Annotated in this window: 12 protein-coding genes and 9 pseudogenes; 15 read left to right on the top strand and 6 right to left on the bottom strand. The window is 59.3% G+C overall.

Annotated elements, in window-relative coordinates; all coding sequences use genetic code 11:
- Window positions 1-21: 21 nt before the first annotated feature.
- From HAP54_RS18175 to HAP54_RS18165, 3 pseudogenes are all read left to right on the top strand, one after another.
- Window positions 22-614 (top strand): annotated as a pseudogene (locus HAP54_RS18175) (IS66 family transposase zinc-finger binding domain-containing protein); the annotation flags it as partial.
- A 12-nt stretch (window positions 615-626) separates the two neighbouring features.
- A pseudogene (locus HAP54_RS18170) lies at window positions 627-746 on the top strand (hypothetical protein); the annotation flags it as partial.
- Between the two features lie 63 nt (window positions 747-809).
- A pseudogene (locus tag HAP54_RS18165) lies at window positions 810-1,688 on the top strand (IS66 family transposase); the annotation flags it as partial.
- A 78-nt stretch (window positions 1,689-1,766) separates the two neighbouring features.
- Here HAP54_RS18165 and HAP54_RS18160 read toward each other — a convergent pair.
- From HAP54_RS18160 to HAP54_RS18145, 4 genes and pseudogenes are all read right to left on the bottom strand, one after another.
- Window positions 1,767-2,075, bottom strand: a pseudogene (locus HAP54_RS18160) (IS66 family transposase zinc-finger binding domain-containing protein); the annotation flags it as partial.
- Window positions 2,076-2,229: 154 nt separating this feature from the next.
- Window positions 2,230-3,231: a trypsin-like peptidase domain-containing protein gene (locus tag HAP54_RS18155; RefSeq protein WP_166302406.1), complete on the bottom strand. Its 1,002-nt coding sequence runs from the start codon at window positions 3,229-3,231 to the stop codon at window positions 2,230-2,232.
- Window positions 3,232-3,798: 567 nt separating this feature from the next.
- A complete protein-coding gene (locus HAP54_RS18150; RefSeq protein WP_166302403.1) occupies window positions 3,799-4,035 on the bottom strand; it encodes a hypothetical protein in 237 nt (78 codons plus the stop codon).
- Window positions 4,036-4,248: 213 nt separating this feature from the next.
- Window positions 4,249-4,452 carry a hypothetical protein gene (locus HAP54_RS18145; protein WP_166302400.1) on the bottom strand — a complete coding sequence of 68 codons (204 nt, stop codon included), beginning with the start codon at window positions 4,450-4,452 and terminating at the stop codon, window positions 4,249-4,251.
- A 305-nt stretch (window positions 4,453-4,757) separates the two neighbouring features.
- Between HAP54_RS18145 and HAP54_RS18140 the strand changes: the two genes are divergently transcribed.
- From HAP54_RS18140 to HAP54_RS18100, 8 genes and pseudogenes are all read left to right on the top strand, one after another.
- Window positions 4,758-5,372, top strand: a complete 615-nt coding sequence (locus tag HAP54_RS18140) for a hypothetical protein (protein ID WP_166302398.1) — start codon at window positions 4,758-4,760, stop codon at window positions 5,370-5,372.
- Window positions 5,373-5,413: 41 nt separating this feature from the next.
- Window positions 5,414-6,748 carry an IS1182 family transposase gene (locus HAP54_RS18135; RefSeq protein WP_166202952.1) on the top strand — a complete coding sequence of 445 codons (1,335 nt, stop codon included), beginning with the start codon at window positions 5,414-5,416 and terminating at the stop codon, window positions 6,746-6,748.
- A gap of 619 nt (window positions 6,749-7,367) precedes the next feature.
- The gene (locus HAP54_RS18130) at window positions 7,368-7,631 is read left to right on the top strand and encodes a hypothetical protein (RefSeq protein WP_166212946.1); all 264 of its coding nucleotides are present in this window, start codon (window positions 7,368-7,370) and stop codon (window positions 7,629-7,631) included.
- A gap of 1,941 nt (window positions 7,632-9,572) precedes the next feature.
- Window positions 9,573-10,916, top strand: coding sequence for an IS1380 family transposase (locus tag HAP54_RS18120; protein ID WP_224741340.1), 1,344 nt, complete (start codon window positions 9,573-9,575; stop codon window positions 10,914-10,916).
- A gap of 643 nt (window positions 10,917-11,559) precedes the next feature.
- A pseudogene (gene istA / locus HAP54_RS18115) lies at window positions 11,560-12,690 on the top strand (IS21 family transposase); the annotation flags it as partial.
- A 403-nt stretch (window positions 12,691-13,093) separates the two neighbouring features.
- The gene (locus HAP54_RS18110; RefSeq protein WP_166299299.1) at window positions 13,094-13,909 is read left to right on the top strand and encodes a DUF2971 domain-containing protein; all 816 of its coding nucleotides are present in this window, start codon (window positions 13,094-13,096) and stop codon (window positions 13,907-13,909) included.
- Window positions 13,910-14,031: 122 nt separating this feature from the next.
- The gene (locus HAP54_RS18105) at window positions 14,032-15,375 is read left to right on the top strand and encodes an IS1380-like element ISBdi2 family transposase (RefSeq protein WP_166295177.1); all 1,344 of its coding nucleotides are present in this window, start codon (window positions 14,032-14,034) and stop codon (window positions 15,373-15,375) included.
- A 167-nt stretch (window positions 15,376-15,542) separates the two neighbouring features.
- Window positions 15,543-15,662, top strand: a pseudogene (locus HAP54_RS18100) (IS66 family transposase); the annotation flags it as partial.
- 232 nt (window positions 15,663-15,894) lie between these two features.
- On the opposite strand, the pseudogene HAP54_RS18095 reads toward HAP54_RS18100, so the two are convergent.
- Window positions 15,895-16,494, bottom strand: a pseudogene (locus HAP54_RS18095) (Ku protein); the annotation flags it as partial.
- A 16-nt stretch (window positions 16,495-16,510) separates the two neighbouring features.
- On the opposite strand from HAP54_RS18095, the pseudogene HAP54_RS52510 reads away from it, so the two are divergent.
- The 4 genes and pseudogenes from HAP54_RS52510 to HAP54_RS18080 form a co-directional block, all read left to right on the top strand.
- Window positions 16,511-16,654 (top strand): annotated as a pseudogene (locus HAP54_RS52510) (hypothetical protein); the annotation flags it as partial.
- A 176-nt stretch (window positions 16,655-16,830) separates the two neighbouring features.
- Window positions 16,831-17,184, top strand: coding sequence for a hypothetical protein (locus HAP54_RS18090; RefSeq protein ID WP_166302393.1), 354 nt, complete (start codon window positions 16,831-16,833; stop codon window positions 17,182-17,184).
- 5 nt (window positions 17,185-17,189) lie between these two features.
- Complete coding sequence (locus HAP54_RS18085) at window positions 17,190-17,744, top strand: hypothetical protein (RefSeq protein WP_166302391.1); 555 nt, start codon at window positions 17,190-17,192, stop codon at window positions 17,742-17,744.
- A 114-nt stretch (window positions 17,745-17,858) separates the two neighbouring features.
- Window positions 17,859-18,169, top strand: a pseudogene (locus HAP54_RS18080) (methyltransferase); the annotation flags it as partial.
- Between the two features lie 233 nt (window positions 18,170-18,402).
- Here the strand turns inward: HAP54_RS18080 and HAP54_RS18075 are convergent.
- The gene (locus HAP54_RS18075; RefSeq protein WP_224741881.1) at window positions 18,403-18,705 is read right to left on the bottom strand and encodes a response regulator; all 303 of its coding nucleotides are present in this window, start codon (window positions 18,703-18,705) and stop codon (window positions 18,403-18,405) included.
- Between the last annotated feature and the right edge of the window lie 32 nt (window positions 18,706-18,737).

Raw genomic sequence — 18,737 nt, 5'->3', positions numbered from 1 at the left:
TTGATCTGATTCAATGGCTCCATGATATCGAAGCCGGATGATCTTCCATCGGACCTTGTCAGTGCCCTGGCGGCGCTGCAGGCCGAGCGTGAGGCGCGACAGAAAGCCGAGGCGAAGGCCGCCAACTGGCAGGCGCAAGCCGCGAATGCGCAGGCGAAACTGTCGGATACCGAGGCGCTGATCGCTCATCTCGAGTTGCGCATCGAGAAGCTGAAACGCGAACTGCACGGGCAGCGATCCGAGCGCTCGGCACGGCTGCTCGAGCAGTTGGAGTTGGAGCTCGAAGAACTCGTCACCACGGCGAGCGAGGATGAGCTTGCCGCACAGGCCGCAGCGGCGAAGACGCAGAACGTCCGCCCCTTCATGCGCAAGCGGCCGGTGCGCAAGCCATGGCCTGACGATATCGAACGCGAGCGCGTCGTCATTGAGACTCCAACGACCTGCGCCTGCTGCGGTGGATCGCGGCTGGCGAAGATCGGTGAGGATGTGACCAAGACGCTGGAGGAGATCCCGCGCCGCTTCAAGCTGATCGAGACGGTACGCGAGAAGTTCACCTGCCGCGATTGCGAGAAGATCAGCCAGCCGCCCGCGCCGTTCCATGCCATGCGCGGCGGGGCTTCTTCGAGCTGGCTGATATCGAGAAAAATGCTCGGGAAGGCAAGAAAGGCAAACCGGTCTCCCCGATCGCGCTGGAGGCTGTCAGACGCCTCGATACGTTGTTCGAGATCGAGCGCGCCATCAACGGCCGCGGCGCCGACGAGCGGCGCGCCGTGCGCCAGGAAAAGAGCAAGCCGCTTCTCGAGGACAACGGCTTCATCGGCCCACAATTGCTGGCGACGATCCTGTTCGACAAGTTCGGCATGCATATCCCGCTCAACCGCCAGAGTGCGCGCTTTAAGGCCGAGGGGATCGACCTGCCGTTGTCGACGCCGGCCGACCAGGTCGGCCACGGGACCTTCGCCGTCATGCCGCTCTTCCACTTGATCGAACGCCACGTGCTCGCTGCCGAGCGCCTTCATGGCGACGACACCACCATCCGTATTCTGGCGAAGGGCAAGTGCACGACCGGGCGGATCTGGACTTATGTGCGGGATGACCGGCCGTTCGCCGGGCCTGCGCCGCCGGCAGCGGTCTATTACGCCTCGAGCGACCGACGAGGCGAGCATCCACAGAGACATCTGGCCGCCTTCGCCGGCATCTTGCAGGCGGATTGCTACAGCGGCTTCGAGCCGCTGTTCGACCCGCAGAAGAAGGCGCGGCCACGCAAAACGCCGGTGTCATCGGCATGCATGCCTGGCTGCTCCGCGAGCGCGAAACCCTCTCGCGTTCCTCCGAGGTCCTGAAGCCGATTAACTACATGCTCAGGCGCTGGGACGGCTTCGCCCGCTTCCTCGACGACGGCAGGATTCTGCTTGACCAACAATTGCGCTGAGCGCGCATTGAGAGGCATCGCCTTGGGAAGGCGCAACTGGACCTTCGCCGGCAGCCAGCGCGGCGTCGACCGTGCCGCCATCATGCTGACGATGATCACGACCTGTCGCCTCAACGACGTCGATCCCAAGGCCTGGCTCGCCGACGTCCTGGCCCGTATCGCCGATCATCCCGCATCGCGTCTGCACGAGCTCTTGCCCTGGGAATGGAAGCTCCTGCGCCAGGCCGACAAGCCAGCCAATCAGCAGGCCGCCTGACCTTCACCCTTCACCCAATGCCATCATAGACCTCGCCGTGCCCGCGCGCATGCGTCAATCAGGCGGCCTCCGTCGTATGCGTACAAACGGCGTATGGTCGCCAAACTTGGAGACGATCACGTGCGCGATGGCCGCTTCGGTCGGCAGCCCGCTGGGCACGACGCGCTCCGGTGCGTGCGCCTGCACGACAGGGCCCGAGCAGTGGCGACAGATGTATTTCGGGCGGCGCGTGACCAACACCCGCCATTGCGCCGGGATCACGTCGAGGCGTTTGCTGACGTCCTCGCCGATCTTCGTCATGGCGCCGCAACCGCACGGACAGAGCGTGCTCACAGGCTCGATGATCCGTTCCACCCGCGGCAAATGGGCAGGCAAGCAGCCGCGATTGCGATGAGAACCTTGATCCGGCACGCTCCCGTTTAATCTTCTGAACTCAGGCTTTTGTGCTGCCGCGTTAACGCGATAGGCGAAATCATCTCGGCGAGTGTGGTTGGTTCGCGTCGTCGGATCGACGGGACTTCGGTAGCGGAAATAGTCAAGGCTAACGATCCTGCTCCTTCTTTCCTCGCTCAATGGCCGCCTTATAGTCGTTCACGACGGCCACAATACCCGGTCCTTCCAAGATATCAGTAAGCCGCCAAGCCGGGATTACTCCCATCATTCCTGTATCGGATCGCACGTGCATGTTAGCGACGGGAGCGCCAGTCAGGCTGTTGATCACCGGCACCGTATCGTAGATATGGCAATAATCGATGCCCAGAAGCCAAGGTCCTAACTGATAGTAGTTCTGCCTTTTCTGATTGTACCCGACCATTTTGAGAAATTCTGGCATCTGCGCTTTGATGTCATCGGATGGATTGACAATGGGCGGCGGACCTGGAGCCGGAGGAATAGTGAAAAAAACGGGAGAGCCACTATAGCCCGGGATCGAACGAGCCTCGATCAAGTAGCTTTCTTGCGCAATTCCGCCATCCAATACAATTGGCTCCGCTGGCATTTGCGCGATAGCACCAAATCGAACAGACGGAATATTGCGGGCCTTCCCTTCGCGGCTAGTGAAGCGGCCGACAACGAATGTGTCGTCGCCGACGCCCACATCATATTGTTCGATCATCTTCTTGGTGAGAAATGCATCGCTTGAGATACTGCTGATCTGGTGCAGCGTCGTATTAATGCCAATCGGGCAGACCGCTATATCGTCACCATCCGGATGGTAGTGCCACTTCGCGCCGTCGAGCGGGATGATATCGAACCTGCCATCCGGCGTGTTCACGCGGACGGTGGCCGAGCCTCGGTCCACGACATGCCTGTTGGTGACAACGCACAGCAGTTCCATGTTAGCCGGACCCAGTCGGATACCGACAAAAAAACCACTCCCGCCCTGTTTCACGCCATCCTCTGCCTCCGCTTCCGAGGGGTAGAGGTACGCCACCGAATTTAGACAACGGTCGACAATGCGGGGCATTTCAGGCTTCTCAACGAAGTACGGGTATCCCTGCTTTGACAGGCGGAGACCCATTTTGAGGACCGTACCCATGGTCATAGCCTTACTCCTCGTCGTCAAGGCGATAAATTTGCCTACCGTCCGCTTAAAACGTTGGCCCCGACGGGATTGCACATCGGGGCCATTCAAGATCATCGGGCCGGTTACCTCCGCCGTACCTTCCGATCCTTGATGTCGCTGATTGCCTCACGTCCGATCTGTGCAAGTTATGACAGGGCGGAGGCATCTGCGTGATGGTTGGCGGCCAGCTCACCCGATTGAGCTGGCCGCTTGTACTGGTGGATGACCTACATCTTTACGACTCCACAGTTGATCCATCGGATCGCGTGAGCAAGCCGAAACGCCACCGCCACGCGATACGGATCTTCTTTGAGCGCTCGTAACGCAATTGACGCACAGTCATGCGAGCGCGAATGCGGTCAATTTCACTGGGACCCCTGAGGGAGGGCATCGCAGCGGCGATCTTCACCGCAACTGAGTTCGGCAGGTGGGTCGGATCATTCCCAACCCAACCGTCAATTCGGGTCACTGTCCGGTACGGCTCAGCGCCGGGCGGCGCAAATTTCATGAGCTTTCTCCGGATTGCGAGAAGTTAGAACACGCCCGTTACGATACAAATGCCTTCAGCCGCTTCACGGGACGATAGGTGAAGTGCGGCTCCTCCGGCTGAGCGGGTTCGCGCGCTTGTGCCTGATCATCGCTGCGCGGCAGCGTGGCTGGTGCCACGCCAGCGACTACCGCATCAGCATGCGCACGCAATAGCGTGTTGACTAAGTCCAGCGCCGCAGGCACCTCCGCGCGACAGATCGCCATGAACTTGTCGAGCCCCAGCGCGTCATACACAATCGGAACGGCCCGGTGTGTGTGTGCTCGGACAGGCGCTCCGCCGTGCCGTTGAATTCCGCGCCGACCTCGGTCAACTTCCGAACGAGCAGTTCGATCTCGGCGGCGGTCTCAGCGCGCACCTTGCGATCTGCAATCTCGGCCTTGGTACGCTCAAGCCGCTCCAACTGCTGATCAACAGCAGTGAGCCGCCTTCAAGGTGGCGCTACGGTCCTATGCCGCGCGCAATGCCGCCTCCGCACGGTCAAGGTCGGCGTCGTCGCCAGTCAGCGCGGCTTGCTTCGCAGCAGCCGCGTGACGCACAATCGCTTGCTCGAACTCAACGATCTGAGCCGAAAGGCGCTCGCGGGTCTTGATGGCCGCGTCGAGGTCGCGCTGCACCGTCTTTTCGGGGTTAGAAGATTTAAATAATGCCATTGCTTGCCAACTCCTCTTGCCAGGATAACTTTAGGCAAGCCTTAGGTGCGTCGCACGGACTGATTTTTAACCAAATCCAATGGGGCACAGCAACGCTGCGATGGGCTGTTTCCTGCTTCTTATCTCGTTAGCTGCATGTCCGGTATTCCGCCGAGAGCGGCCTGAGCGCGGTCATGGGACGAAGTCCGAGAAGGGCCAAAAACTGTCGGGATGTCTTTTTTCCAGTTTTGGAGTAGCCTAACATCGAATTGCGTTCCGGAACGTCCAAAAAGATCGTGCCGACTACTCGTGATGGAGCGAACAGCATGACGACCAAGACCGTCGTTGAACTTGATCTGGTAAGATACAGCGATGTGGCTCGCATTATCGAGGAGAACTTAGGAGCCGCTCTCGTTCTAAAATTCAATGATCAGATCCAGAACTTTGTGGAGGCGGGGCTTAAGGCCGTCAAACTCAAACGTAACAAGGTTGTTTTGGCTACGACCGGTGACGGCGCGATTTTGGCATTCGAGCAGGCAGCCCAAGCGCACCATTTCGCCGTCGCCGTTCATGAAGCTGCACAAGTACACAATTCAGGCCGAACGATTGCCTCCGCCATACGGTGGTTTCGAATTGGCGGAGCGACCGGCGAGCTTCACATGCAACCTCGTGACGGAGGCGGACAAGAGATCGCTGGAACAGTCATCGCGACTGCGGTTCGACTGGAAGCGGCCGCGCGCCCTGGGCAATTCTTGATTGACGAAGTAACATACAGTGCTCTTGGAAAAAATCTCCAAGCATTGTATGGGCCGAAAGAAACGGTATCAGGCAAACGAAACGAAAAATTTGCGGCCCGGCGATGCACTGTCGTGCCATTCGTGGATCATCCCCCATCCGGTCCCACACGCTCAGCTATGCTAGCTAGGAGCTTGTCTGGATAGTCGCTGTTCAAATCTGGTCGGGTCTGATTCAACATTGGGCGATGAGCAAGTATTTTCGGCCTTGGAACATCGATCAGACGCTGCTTCTGCCGCCGAATGTGCAGGACTTCGTGCCGAAAGGCCATGTCTCGCGGTTTATGGTTGATCTGGTGCGGGAGAGCCTCGATCTCAGGGAGATCATGGGCAGCTATGTGAGCGGGCTTGGGCAGCCGCCGTTTGATCCGCGGATGATGGTGGCGCTGCTGCTGCATAGCTATGCGAGTGGGCTGTATTCGTCGCGTCGGATTGCCAAGGCCTGCCGGGAGCGGAACGATTTTGTGATGATCGTGGCGCTGGATGCGCCGGATTTTCGGACGATCAGCGACTTTCGCAAGCGACATTTGAAGGCGCTCGGCGCGCTATTCGTGCAGGTTCTGAAGTTGTGCGAGACGGCCGGGCTGGTCAAGCTCGGTCATGTCGCGCTGGATGGTACCAAGATCAAGGCGAACGCGTCGAAACACAAGGCGATGAGTTATGAGCGCATGAAGAAGCGCGAGGCGGAATTGAAGGCCGAGGTCGCTCGCATGCTGGCGGCCGCCGAGGCGGCGGATGCCTCGGAGGATGAGACTTTCGGCAACAGCGACGAACTGCCGGACTGGACCGTCGACAAGCAGAAACGGCTGGCGAAGATCCAGCAAGCGATGGCGGCGCTGGAAGCGGACGCCAAACTGGCGGCGGAGGAAGAGCGCCGCATCGAGGCCGAAAAGGAACAGCAGCGCCAGGCCGAAGGCCGCAAGAAGCCGGGCAAACCGGCGGCGCTGCCATCGGAGGAACCCAATCCCAAGGCGCAACGCAACTTCACCGATCCGGAAAGCCGCATCATGAAGTCGAAGGATGGCTTCGTTCAGGCCTATAATGCCCAGGCGGCCGTCGATGCACATGCCCAGATCATTGTCGCGCAAGAACTGACCCAGCACGGCAGCGATCAGGGCCAGTTGGTGCCCCTGATCGAGGCCATCGAGAGCAATCTTGGCCGCAAGCCGCGGCAGGCCTCAGCGGATTCCGGCTACTGCAGCGAAGCCAATCTCGAAGCGCTCGACACACGCAGCATCGATGGCTATGTCGCGCCCGGACGCGCCAAGCACCCGACAGTAGCGAACGGAAAAGTCGGCGGCCCGCTGACACAGGCCATGCGAAAGAAGATCGACGATGGCGGCTTCGAAACACCCTACCGATTGCGAAAGCAAGTGGTGGAGCCGGTGTTCGGGCAGATCAAACAGGCAAGAGGCTTCCGCCAGTTCCTGTTGCGGGGCATCGAGAAAGTGCGCGCCGAGTGGACAATGATCTGCACCGTCCATAACCTCCTCAAGCTGTTCAACCTCGCAAACGCAGCCTGAGCCTGCTACTCTACAACAAATGCCCGTCACGAAAACATATCTGGACGGGCTCCTAGGCACATAAATTTCAATAGGTCGCAATTCGTTCTTGATCCAAATCAACGAGCGGAACGGCAACGGCTCCAGCGTTCACAGCATGAAATGGGACGCAATAACGATAGCCGGTTGCGCCACAATCGCACTTTCCGTGCTGGTCCTAATTTGATGTAGTCGGGCGCTCCCCTGCAAGAGAGGAAAAGTGAGCAATTTTGCTCAGACGAGAGCCGGGCCGTGTGCTGATTTAGCAAGCACCAGAGGCTTGCTCTATGCCAGAGATTTTCTTTTACATCGGCATTGTCGTGCTCGGAATTTGCACGGTCGCCCTTACTGCATTTGCCTTGTTCATGTGACCATCCGGGCCGCCGCTCGAAGCGGGCTGGTGGATGGCCCCAGCAACGAGCGATTGTCACGCGCCGCCCTCTTCGCTACCAGCGTCGAGGCCATTAGAAGGCCACACAGCGTCCCAGCTCCTTTGATCTAGGTCAACGTCAGCGATCCTTTGGCGCTTACGCTATGTTCAGCCGCACCTGAGGCGGCTCCCGTGCATCTGTTCCGCAGGCACGAAAAAGGGAGGTCCGCGATGCATTCGAGGAAGCGTCTTTCGATCAAGTCAGCGACTGTTGCCGGGATTGCTGCTAGCGCCCTGTTGGGGCTTGCAGGCGTCACCCTCAATCCAGCGCCAGCCAAGGCGGTCGTGTACTGCCAGTACACTGAATATCCGGCTGGTTGCGTTGCCCGCGCAGGCGTCGTGCTGAGGCCTCGTCCGGTGGCACGCGCTGCGGTTCGTCATAACGCCGGTGGCAATATGAATGGTGGCGTCAATCGCGTTGGGGCGCGGCGGTAAGAGCTTGTTCGCGGTCACGAGCGAAAGAGAAGCCGTCACCGCTTCATCCCGGTGATGGCTTTTTATCGTCCCGGCGCGGAGAACAGGCGACCGATACTGGGTGGCGGTATCGCGGTATGAAGCACACGTGGTATGTCACTTTTGAAGTTCCGACAGATGGCACGCTGTCAAGGCGGCGACATCCGCGCTTAACTAAGACGTTCGCAACAGAGGCAGAAGCTAAGGATTTTGCGCGAACCAAATTCAACGACGGTTTGATCGTCACTGCCGGAACCATCATTCCGCACCTGCCGAGAGTGTCAATCCCATCGGTGGAAATTCCAGCGTGGCTTCAACCGCGCGGCCAAGTTGATCAAGATCAATAACGACCTCAGGCGTCGCGGCCTGATCTCATGGCAGGCGCGATTTGTGCCTGACTATCTCCATCAGGAAGACAGCTAGGCGAAGCCCTATGAGGAAGAATCAAGGCGCTTCGCCGTCCACAGGACGGCGACCTCGAGAACGGCCTGCACATGCGGCGGTGCCGGCGCGCACTGCCCGGGATGCAACAAGCCTGCAGATGGCGCGGCGCCGCGACTGCCACACAGGTTTGAGGCAGATAGATATTCGGCGGTGATCTAGCCCTTCGTTACGATCGGAGCAGGAGCTTTTCCAACCGGGTACTTTCCGACCGGGTACTTGCCAACCGGATATTTCCCGATTGGCATCTTGCCAACCGGAGCCGTTGCAGTAACCGGCTGCGGACGAGGGAGGTCGGCAGCGCAGGCAGCAGCCATGAAACCGAAAGTCGCAACTCCAACAACCAGAAACTTCAACATCGTGATCTCCGAGATGGGTACCTAAGCACGAACACCTTTACCCTCTAACGGCTACACGGCAATTAACGCTGTATCAAAGCTGGTGCTCGTGCGGTCGTTTCTTTGCCGGATGTGACAAAAACGACACGGAGCGATTACTTTGCGTGGTGTTGGATATGGACGGGCGAGATCGACCTCGTACAATCGAAATTCCGGGCGTCGCCTGAGACCGCCGTTCAAAAGCAAGCTGCTTGCAAAAAGAATCGTCAGGACGGCGCATACCGGTGCCGCGCTGCAACGTGCTTTCAATTTCAGGACCCCTTGTCCACTTCCAGTCGCATCAAATCAGACTTGTAAGTCGTGACAATCGAGAACGATTTTGAAAGCGCGCAACCGGGCAGTTTTGAAGCTTACCTCGACGGCCCTGATTTTCCGGAAGTACCGCCAGAGGAAGAAAGCTAGGGCGTGCGTAGTTTTTGGCGTCCTGCAGCGTGACAAGCTGGCGGCCCCCGGGACAATGGTATCGGATCGTCGAACCGTCGTTTCCAACCGCGATCAACCGTCACGCTACGGCCTGATTTGTAATGATGATGTAGGGGGGCCCGGATTTGACGCATGATAAAACGAGTTTTGATTGGGGCGCTGGTCTTTGCCGCACCGGCCTGCCTGGTCTCAGCGCAAGATGCCAAAATTTCGGTCGATATGATCGGAATAGGGCGTATGAGTTGCGTCCACTGGCGGTCTACGCAAGCGCGTCGATTAGAGGGGACCACCTGGATCTACGGTTTCTGGACGGGACTCAATTACGTTGCTGCAGCAAGCGATCAAACACAGGCGAAGATTGACGAGGCGGCGATAGCGGCCCAAGTCGAAAAGACATGCGCTCAACAAACGTCGCAGCCGTTAGCCAGCGCTGCATGGACCACTTATCTTGAGTCTAAGAGGTAGCTGTGCGGCGGCAGCGCAGGGGTGTCGGCTACGTCAAATAATCGGTAGTTAGCCGTCCACTTATCGTTGAACTAGCCCGTCTTATTCGTCAGAGTGCGCCTGAGAGGCTGGCGAGCGTGGTGTAAAGCGCTGATGCGGCGTAGGATTCGGTTGCAAAGCCAACCCCATCACCTCAACCGCGAACGCCAGGCCCGCCATGACCGATGATACGATTCTGCCCTTCTCGTTTCCAGCTATTCACGCCAAGAAAGTCACAGCTGCCTTCGATGGCGGTCGGCTGACCTCGAACGGGGGCGTGATGCTTCTGGCGATGGCCGAGCGGCGTCTCGGCTTGGCCGACAATTTGGCCGGGTGTTCCCGGATCGGCGCGATCCGACGCGCGGGTCGTGCACAGCCTTGTCGATATGTTCCGCGCGCGCATGTTCGCGATCTGCTGCGGCTACGAGGACGCCGACGACCTCGATCATCTGCGGTCCGATCCGCATTCAAGCTGGCCTGCGGACGGCTGCCGGACACGGGTCGCGATCTGTGTTCCCAACCGACGCTGTCGCGGCTGGAGAATGCTCCGCGCCTGCGCGACGTGATCCGACTGACCTACACTTTGGTCGACGCATGGATGGATAGCTACCCGCGCGAGCCGGCATCCGTCACGCTCGACATCGATGATACCTGCGATGTCGTCCACGGCCATCAGCAGCTCTCGCTGTTCAACGCTCATTATGACGAACGCTGCTTCCTGCCGATCCACGTCTACGACACGGAGAAGAGCCGGCCCGTGGCGGTCGTGCTGCGGCCCGGCAAGACGCCGGGCGGCGTCGAGGTGCGGGCCCACCTGCGCCGCCTGATACGGCATATCCGGACGCGGTGGCACAACACGCGAATTACGTTCCGTGGCGACGGGCACTATGCCCGGCCGGAGGCAATGGCGTGGTGCGAGACCAACGGCATCGACTACATCTTCGGTCTGTCCGGCACCAAGCCGCTCGCCAGAAAACTCGACGAGGCCGCCGACGACATCCGCACGCGACGCGCCATCGAGAACCTGCCGGTTCTGCGTGGCTATACCGAGACGCGCCACAAGGCCAAGTCCTGGGATCGCGAACGGCGTACCGTCGCCCGTATTGAGGCGACGATGCTCGGCCTCGACATCCGTTTCGTCGTCACCAGCCTCGATGTCGGCTCGGCCGAGTGGATCTACGACAGCCTGTATTGCGCGCGCGGCCAAGCCGAGAATCTGATCAAGCTGCATAAGACACAGCTCGCCTCCGATCGCACCAGCTGCCGTTCGGCGCTCGCCAATCAAGTCCGCCTCGTTCTCCACACTGCCGCTTATTGGCTGATGCTGACCGTGCGCGACGCGATTCCCAAAGCCCGGGAATTGGCCACAGCCGAGTTCGCGACGCTGCGTCTTCGTCTCTTGAAACTCGCTGCCCGTGTCGTCGAGACCACGAGCCGCATTCGCCTTGCGTTTGCCGCGGCATGTCCCGAAGCCGACCTGATCCGCGGCTTGCCAGGCGCGCTGCTACCGCTCGGTCCTTGACCGGCGGGGCGTCCGCCCCCCGTTCGCCCAACCCATCCCTCAAGCGCGTTGCAAAGTACCGGTCGTCAGGCGGCGAAAAGCCGAAGGCGATCCTGTGCGCCTCGTCAGACAAAATGTGCGGCCGCATCAATCGGGCCCAAAAGCCGCACTCTCACGAATAGGGCGGGCACTAAAGCTCAAAGGATCACACCGGCCCCACGCAGAAGTAGCCCGATGATCGCCCGCCCCGTGTGGCCTCCGATTGGCTGTCTTGCGCATACGCCGTATTTTATCGGGATTACATTAGGCGTGGAAAACTCTAGGTTGGGTTCGCCGGGGCTGACATTTCAGTACGAGTAAGATTGCAACCGGCAAGGGGTCGCAGAGATGCGGCCCCTTTTCTTCAAGCCCGCCCCGCAAGGCTTTGTGGGCGGAGCCAAGACAGCGCGTCGCATCTCTGGGTGCCGCGCAAATTTCGCTGACGCCTCTGACCCCGAGACTGGAAGCAGCGCCAGCGCGACTCAGCGTCGACGAATTGCTGTAAATTCGCTTGCAATAATGCCCCCCTGAGGGGCGGTTTTCGCGTCCAATAAAGACCCCCCTTTGACGTTGTGTGTCAGCGTCCTTCCCTTTGGCCTCAGTCAGCCGGGAAGGGCTGATGGGGATGATTGGCGTGGACAAGATCGGCGAGATACGGCGCGCCTATTTCGAGCAGGACCGCTCCATCAAGGAGATAGTGCGCACGCTTTTGGTATCGCGCGCGACGGTGCGCAAGGTCATTCGGGGCCACAAGACCGAGTTCAAATACGCGCGGGGCGTTCAGCCGACGCCTAAGCTTGGCGACTGGGTCGAGGCTCTGACGGAGATCCTTGGAACCGAAGCTAATCTGCCGAAGCGGGAACGCCGCTCGACGCAGCGGCTGTTTGAGGAATTACGTGGGCGCGGATATGACGGCGCGCACGACAGCGTGCATCGCTTCGTCAAGTCCTGGCGCGACGAACGCGCCCGGGTCCCGGCTCATGCCTATGTGCCGATGAGCTTTGCGCCTGGGGAAGCCTACCAGTTTGACTGGAGCCACGAGACGATCACGCTCCAGGGCTTGCCGCTGACGGTCAAGGCGGCGCACATGAAGCTGTCGCACAGCCGCATGCCGTTTGTGCGCGTCTACTTCCGCGAGACTCAGGAGTTGGTGTTCGACGCGCATGACAAGGCGTTCCGGTTCTATGGCGGGGTTTGCCGGCGCGGCATCTACGACAACATGAAGACGGCGGTCGAGGCGATCTTCGTTGGCAAGGCGCGCCGGTATAACCGCCGTTTTTTGCAAATGTGCTCGCACCATCTGATCGACCCGGTGGCCTGCACACCCGCCTCGGGATGGGAGAAAGGTCAGGTCGAGAACCAGGTTGGCAACTTGCGTGACCAGATGTTCCGGCCGAAGCCTCGGGTCAAGAGTCTCGCCGAGCTGAATGCGTGGCTGGAAGATCAGTGCATCGCCTACGCCAAACGAACCAGGCATCCGGAGTTCAAGGATCGGCCGATCTGGGACGTGTTCCAGGAAGAACGCGCGAGCCTGATGGAGCTTCGCGGCCCCTTCGACGGGTTCGTCGAGAAGGCCGTTAGGGCCAGCACCACTTGCCTGATCATGGCCGATCACAATCGCTACAGCGTCGATGCGCGCGCCGCCGGCCGGATGGTTCTGGTGCGCTCCCATGCCGAACGGATTGTCGTCTTGCTGGGCGACGAGGTGGTCGCCGACCATCCGCGCCACTTCCGGCGTGACCAGATCATCTACGATCCCTGGCATTATCTGCCGGTACTAACTAGTACGCGCGACACTTCGATGCGCGACCGGCAGAGAGCATGAAGCCCACGGCGAGGATGCTTACTTCTGCGCAAAGGTCCGAGAAGCACATCCGGCCGAATTCGCTGAACTTTGCACAGCGTGGCAACGTCAGTTCGTTTGATGACAGATACGGCTAATCGCCCGCGAATAACGGCTGCACTGCCGTCGTAAGCTGACAATAGAGACGCGCCTGATCATGTCGGCTCAGGGCCACCAGCGGCCACATTGAACAGAATTGTGCAAATCTCATTTTTCAGTCGAACTTATGGGTGTCTGGAGGGATAGATAGGACACGGAGCATATTTGTGAACGTCGGCGCCAATTTTCGCCTAAGGTATCGTCCAGAGAGCCCCCAATGACCTTGTACCATTACACCACCGCCGCTGGCCTGCAGGGCATAATAGCGAGCAAATCGCTTTGGACCTCCAACTACCAGTTTCTGAATGACACTTCGGAGTTCCGGTACGGTTGGAAAATCGTGGTGGATGCGTTCGACCGTCGCGAAGCGGAAATCAAGGACCGCTCATCATTCGCCTGGCAGACGTATGAGCTTTTTATGCGAAATCGCGACAAGGCGTACGCGTTTGTCGGTTCACTGACGTCGCAGGGGGATCTTCTTTCGCAATGGCGCGGCTACAATCGCGGACAAGGCTTTGCGATTGGCTTTAACGAGGACTGGCTCGAACAAAACGCCGTTGTACAAAAATTCGACATAAGTCGTGTACTCTACGACGCTGACGAGCAGCGAGCGGCCGCTGACACAACGGTAGACCTCCTCATCCAGCAGTTGGCCGATAGTGAGGCTGAACCAACAACTGTTCTTGAAAGAATCAACACATGGCAGGTACAGGCAGTGAAGACCGCTCTCCGCTTGAAGGATCGTCACTTTTCGGAAGAGAAAGAATTCCGCCTTGTCTGGGCTGGTCACAGTTGGCCGGTGCGCCTGAAAACGCGAATTTCATCGACTGGACTTATTCCATACCAAGCGTTTCAGTTTGACTTGGCAACAACGAAAAGTGCACTTCCTCATCCCAATAACTTTGGCGTCGAAGAGATAATCGTAGGTCCTGCACTCGGACAACAGCAGGTCATCGCCGTTGAAGCGTTACTGGCTTCCCAAAGCATGCGACTGGCAATCCGTCGATCCGCGATTCCCTATGTCGCGGATTAGCCCGTCTTATTCGTCAGAGTGCGCCTGAGAGGCTGGCGAGCGTGGTGTAAAGCGCTGATGCGGCGTAGGATTCGGTTGCAAAGCCAACCCCATCACCTTCAGCCGCGAACACCAGGCCCGCCATGACCGATGATACGATTCTGCCCTTCTCGTTTCCAGCCGTTCACGCCAAGAAAGTCACAGCTGCCTTCGATGGCGGTCGGCTGACCTCGAACGGGGGCGTGATGCTTCTGGCGATGGCCGAGCGGCGTCTCGGCTTGGCCGACAATTTGGCCCGGGTGTTCCCGGATCGGCGCGATCCGACGCGGGTCGTGCACAGCCTTGTCGATATGTTCCGCGCGCGCATGTTCGCGATCTGCTGCGGCTACGAGGACGCCGACGACCTCGATCATCTGCGGTCCGATCCCGCATTCAAGCTGGCCTGCGGACGGCTGCCGGACACGGGTCGCGATCTGTGTTCCCAACCGACGCTGTCGCGGCTGGAGAATGCTCCGCGCCTGCGCGACGTGATCCGACTGACCTACACTTTGGTCGACGCATGGATGGATAGCTACCCGCGCGAGCCGGCATCCGTCACGCTCGACATCGATGATACCTGCGATGTCGTCCACGGCCATCAGCAGCTCTCGCTGTTCAACGCTCATTATGACGAACGCTGCTTCCTGCCGATCCACGTCTACGACACGGAGAAGAGCCGGCCCGTGGCGGTCGTGCTGCGGCCCGGCAAGACGCCGGGCGGCGTCGAGGTGCGGGCCCACCTGCGCCGCCTGATACGGCATATCCGGACGCGGTGGCACAACACGCGAATTACGTTCCGTGGCGACGGGCACTATGCCCGGCCGGAGGCAATGGCGTGGTGCGAGACCAACGGCATCGACTACATCTTCGGTCTGTCCGGCACCAAGCCGCTCGCCAGAAAACTCGACGAGGCCGCCGACGACATCCGCACGCGACGCGCCATCGAGAACCTGCCGGTTCTGCGTGGCTATACCGAGACGCGCCACAAGGCCAAGTCCTGGGATCGCGAACGGCGTACCGTCGCCCGTATTGAGGCGACGATGCTCGGCCTCGACATCCGTTTCGTCGTCACCAGCCTCGATGTCGGCTCGGCCGAGTGGATCTACGACAGCCTGTATTGCGCGCGCGGCCAAGCCGAGAATCTGATCAAGCTGCATAAGACACAGCTCGCCTCCGATCGCACCAGCTGCCGTTCGGCGCTCGCCAATCAAGTCCGCCTCGTTCTCCACACTGCCGCTTATTGGCTGATGCTGACCGTGCGCGACGCGATTCCCAAAGCCCGGGAATTGGCCACAGCCGAGTTCGCGACGCTGCGTCTTCGTCTCTTGAAACTCGCTGCCCGTGTCGTCGAGACCACGAGCCGCATTCGCCTTGCGTTTGCCGCGGCATGTCCCGAAGCCGACCTGATCCGCGGCTTGCCAAGCGCGCTGCTGCCGCTCGGTCCTTGACCGGCGGGGCGTCCGCCCCCCGTTCGCCCAACCTACACCTCAAGCGCGTTGCAAAGTACCGGTCGTCAGGCGGTGAAAAGCCGAAGGCAATCCCGCGCGCCTCGTCAGAGCAGATGTGCGGCCACATCAATCGGACTAAAAAAACGCACTCTCACGAATAGGACGGGCTAGAGGCGTGGTTACGCGAGCAGCGCGCCAAGCACTCCAGGAACAACGATACGACCAAGGCGATCAATTACTGCCTTAGCCGCTGGAATGCATTCACCCGCTTCCTTCACGACGGGCGCGCGAGTTGGAAGACAAGGTTCGAAAAGATTAACTGGCATGATCAGCCTGGCGGGCGGCCACGGCGCGGCAACCGAGGGCCGGCTATTTTGTCGGCCGCCGCACGAAGAGCGCCGGCAAGTTTCCTTCCGTGCGAGCTTGTCCTGGCGGCAGGGATCGCGCCTTGGCAAGGGCCTCAATGGCTTAGGCATCGAGCCCAGATGGCGAGTGCCACTCGACCGTATCTTTCATCGCTCAACCGGCCTTGCGGCGAGGCTTGGATTTCGCCTTCTTGGCCTTCGCTGGTTTCGCCGCCGGCGCCGACTTATTGGATGATCCCGTTGATGCTCTGCTTTAGTGCATCCATGAGGTTGAACACATTGCTCGGGGCGGCCTTGCGAGCCGTCGCTATCGGCTGCCCCTTTTGCTTCTTGTCGAGCAGCTCCTGCAAGGCATGCTCGTAATGATCTTCGAATTTTGTCGGCTCAGAATGGCCGGACTTCTGCTCGACAATGTGTTTTGCGAGATCCAGCATGTCCTTGGTGATCTTCACGTCCTGGATATCGTCGAAATATTCCGCGGCGTCTCGAACCTCGTACGGATAGCGGAGCAGCATGCCCATCAGCCCTTTGTCGCGGGCCTCTAACGCGATGACGTGTTCGCGGTTGGTCAGCACCACGCGGGCGAGGGCGACCTTGTCGAGCGAGCGAATGGTTTCGCGGATAACGGCATAAGCGTCGTGGCCGACCTTGCCGTCCGGGACGATGAGTAGGGCCGAACGAGATACAGATCGTCGATCTCGCTTCTTGGCACAAACTCGTCGATCTCGATGGTGCGGGTGGATTCGAGCGCGATGTAGGCAGTCAAGGAAGAGGCGAGCCGCTCGCTGCTCGACCTTGTCCGTGACCAGGTGCTGGAGCGCGGGTTTCGAGATGCGGCAGTTGAAGTTCGCGATGGAGCCGATCGGGTTCTCAATGTGGCCGTCCTGTGGACGATGAAGCGCCTTGATTCTTGATCATCAGGGCTTCGCCTAGCTGTCTTCCTGATGGAGATAGTCAGGCACAAATCGCGCCTGCCATGAGATCAGGCCGCGACGCCTGAGGTCGTTATTGATCTGGATCAACTTGGCCGCGCGGTTCAAGCCACGCTGGAATTTCTACCGATGGGATTGACACTCTCGGCAGGTGCGGGATGATGGTTCCGGCAGTGACGATCAAACCGTCGTTGAATTTGGTTCGCCCAAAATCCTTAGCTTCTGTCTCTGTTGCGAACGTCTTAGTTAAGCGCGGTGACGCGGTCGCAGTGATGGGCGCGCAGCTCTCGATGTCGCTTGCTCGATGTGATGGGCGTTGCTCGTTGCTTGTCGTTCTCAGTCGATTATCGACCGCGTTTTGTCGCGTCCTCAAAAGCGCACCACCAACCAGCGCACAAGGCACCATGCAGGTTCTCAGGCAAGTCCTGATGCAGGTCCATCAATACTTCGATGGAAGCGATGTAGCCTTGTTGCCAAGCGTCCTTCTCGTCATCGGTTCTAAATTCGCCTAGGAATCGTGGTCGCTCCAGTCGACGCGAAGAGTACCGCTGCCGATATCGCCCGCTTCGTACAAAGGGCTATAGAATTCAAGGATGCGGTAAAGAGGGGAGAGACGAATACACCTCAAGCACGCGCAGCGCAGCGGCGCTACGGCAACTACTTTGACGAATTTTCCGGCAAAAAGCGACGGCGACGCATAGAAGAAATCGAATACATCTCTCGTCATGGTGATATTGTCGATGCGGTGCGCCAGTGGCGACGACGAACGCTAAAGTCGGGCAAGAAAATCTTCAAAGACGCTTACGTTGATCTGGGTGTGCAGGCGCGCGGCGTGGTGCGAGAAATCTATGAGGTGAAGACAAGCTGTGAGCGTCAGGCCCTCTACACGGCAATCGGTCAAGTCGTAGTCCATGACGCTTCTCCGGATGGCGATTGCAAACGATTTCTCGTCCTGCCCGACGGGGAAGCCATCCCGGAAGACGTGACACGCGCTCTCACTCGCGCAGATATATCCCTCATTCGATTCACGCTTCAGGAAGACAAAATTCGCTTGTCAACAACCAGCACCTGACCGACCTCAGCACTGCGTAGCACAGCTTTGAGATTTTCTTCTTGATGTCAAACTTCGCGTCAGCGCCAAACAAAGAAACGCACATCTGCTTTCTACAGTGGGCGATTGGCCGCGCAACCAGCGGATGTTCTGTGGCTGCACCCGTTCTATCACGATCTCCCCACCGCGCTAATCCAGGCCACCGGCGCGACGGCGGCTGACTTCAATCGAGCTGTCTACGAGCAGCTGAAGCCCGGCGGGTCATCGTCGACCACGCCGCCGCCGTCGGAACGGGCACGAGCGACGCCCAGTCGCTGCATCGGATTGAGCTTGGCTTCGTACTGGATGCGGAAGGCACCATGCTCGCGAACAAGGAAGATCCACACTCGATCAAGGTTCGACCCTCGATCAAGGGCGAGACCTTTTTCTACCGGTTCGTGAAGCCCTGTCCCGGCGCCGACTTGCTGGCGCATTGGTGGTGTTTTTCCATTCGGCATGATGTGGCGATGTGACGGAACCCGAAGGGGAGTGGGATGGGCGGACCTTCCTCTAATCGAGTGGTACATCAATTTGGATTGTTGTGCCCTTTGGCTCGTTTAATGAGACCGCGATGCGTCGATTGAGTTAGGCAAGCGAGCTCTTGAGCCGCTCGGAAGCGAAGACCCGCTCGCCCCTGGCTCTAATTCATATTTTCGAACGTTCTCATCGCCGCCACAACATTCTTGCCGACATAAGGCTTGGGAATAAAAAGCGCGTTCGCCGGGATTTCCAGCGGCCGCACCTTGCCGGTGGTGATTATGATGTGAACCGGAGGCCACCTGTCTCTTACCGCAGCGGCCAATTTCAGCCCATCCATGGAGCCGGGCATGTCGATATCGGTAAACAGGGTCTCATCTTCGACAACCAAGACTGTAGGCATTTCCACCCTTTCGGTGGACACATCCAGGCCACGACTGCATGCATAAAGCCCGGCGAGGAGCAATCGTTCCTTTCAACGGATCGCAGGTCGGGCGA

The organism is Bradyrhizobium sp. 2S1 (assembly GCF_011516625.5).
GTDB lineage: Bacteria > Pseudomonadota > Alphaproteobacteria > Rhizobiales > Xanthobacteraceae > Bradyrhizobium > Bradyrhizobium septentrionale.
Note: the sequence above shows the minus strand (reverse complement) of the source record. Positions and strands in the feature narration are given on the sequence as shown.

What these genes read in the sequence shown, in the direction of transcription:
- HAP54_RS18155 (WP_166302406.1), bottom strand. Translation starts at nt 3,231, where the DNA reads ATGACCATGGGTACGGTCCTCAAAATGGGTCTCCGCCTGTCAAAGCAG.
- HAP54_RS18145 (WP_166302400.1), bottom strand. Translation starts at nt 4,452, where the DNA reads ATGGCATTATTTAAATCTTCTAACCCCGAAAAGACGGTGCAGCGCGAC.
- HAP54_RS18140 (WP_166302398.1), top strand. Translation starts at nt 4,758, where the DNA reads ATGACGACCAAGACCGTCGTTGAACTTGATCTGGTAAGATACAGCGAT.
- HAP54_RS18135 (WP_166202952.1), top strand. Translation starts at nt 5,414, where the DNA reads ATGAGCAAGTATTTTCGGCCTTGGAACATCGATCAGACGCTGCTTCTG.
- HAP54_RS18130 (WP_166212946.1), top strand. Translation starts at nt 7,368, where the DNA reads ATGCATTCGAGGAAGCGTCTTTCGATCAAGTCAGCGACTGTTGCCGGG.
- HAP54_RS18120 (WP_224741340.1), top strand. Translation starts at nt 9,573, where the DNA reads ATGACCGATGATACGATTCTGCCCTTCTCGTTTCCAGCTATTCACGCC.
- HAP54_RS18110 (WP_166299299.1), top strand. Translation starts at nt 13,094, where the DNA reads ATGACCTTGTACCATTACACCACCGCCGCTGGCCTGCAGGGCATAATA.
- HAP54_RS18105 (WP_166295177.1), top strand. Translation starts at nt 14,032, where the DNA reads ATGACCGATGATACGATTCTGCCCTTCTCGTTTCCAGCCGTTCACGCC.
- HAP54_RS18090 (WP_166302393.1), top strand. Translation starts at nt 16,831, where the DNA reads ATGATGGTTCCGGCAGTGACGATCAAACCGTCGTTGAATTTGGTTCGC.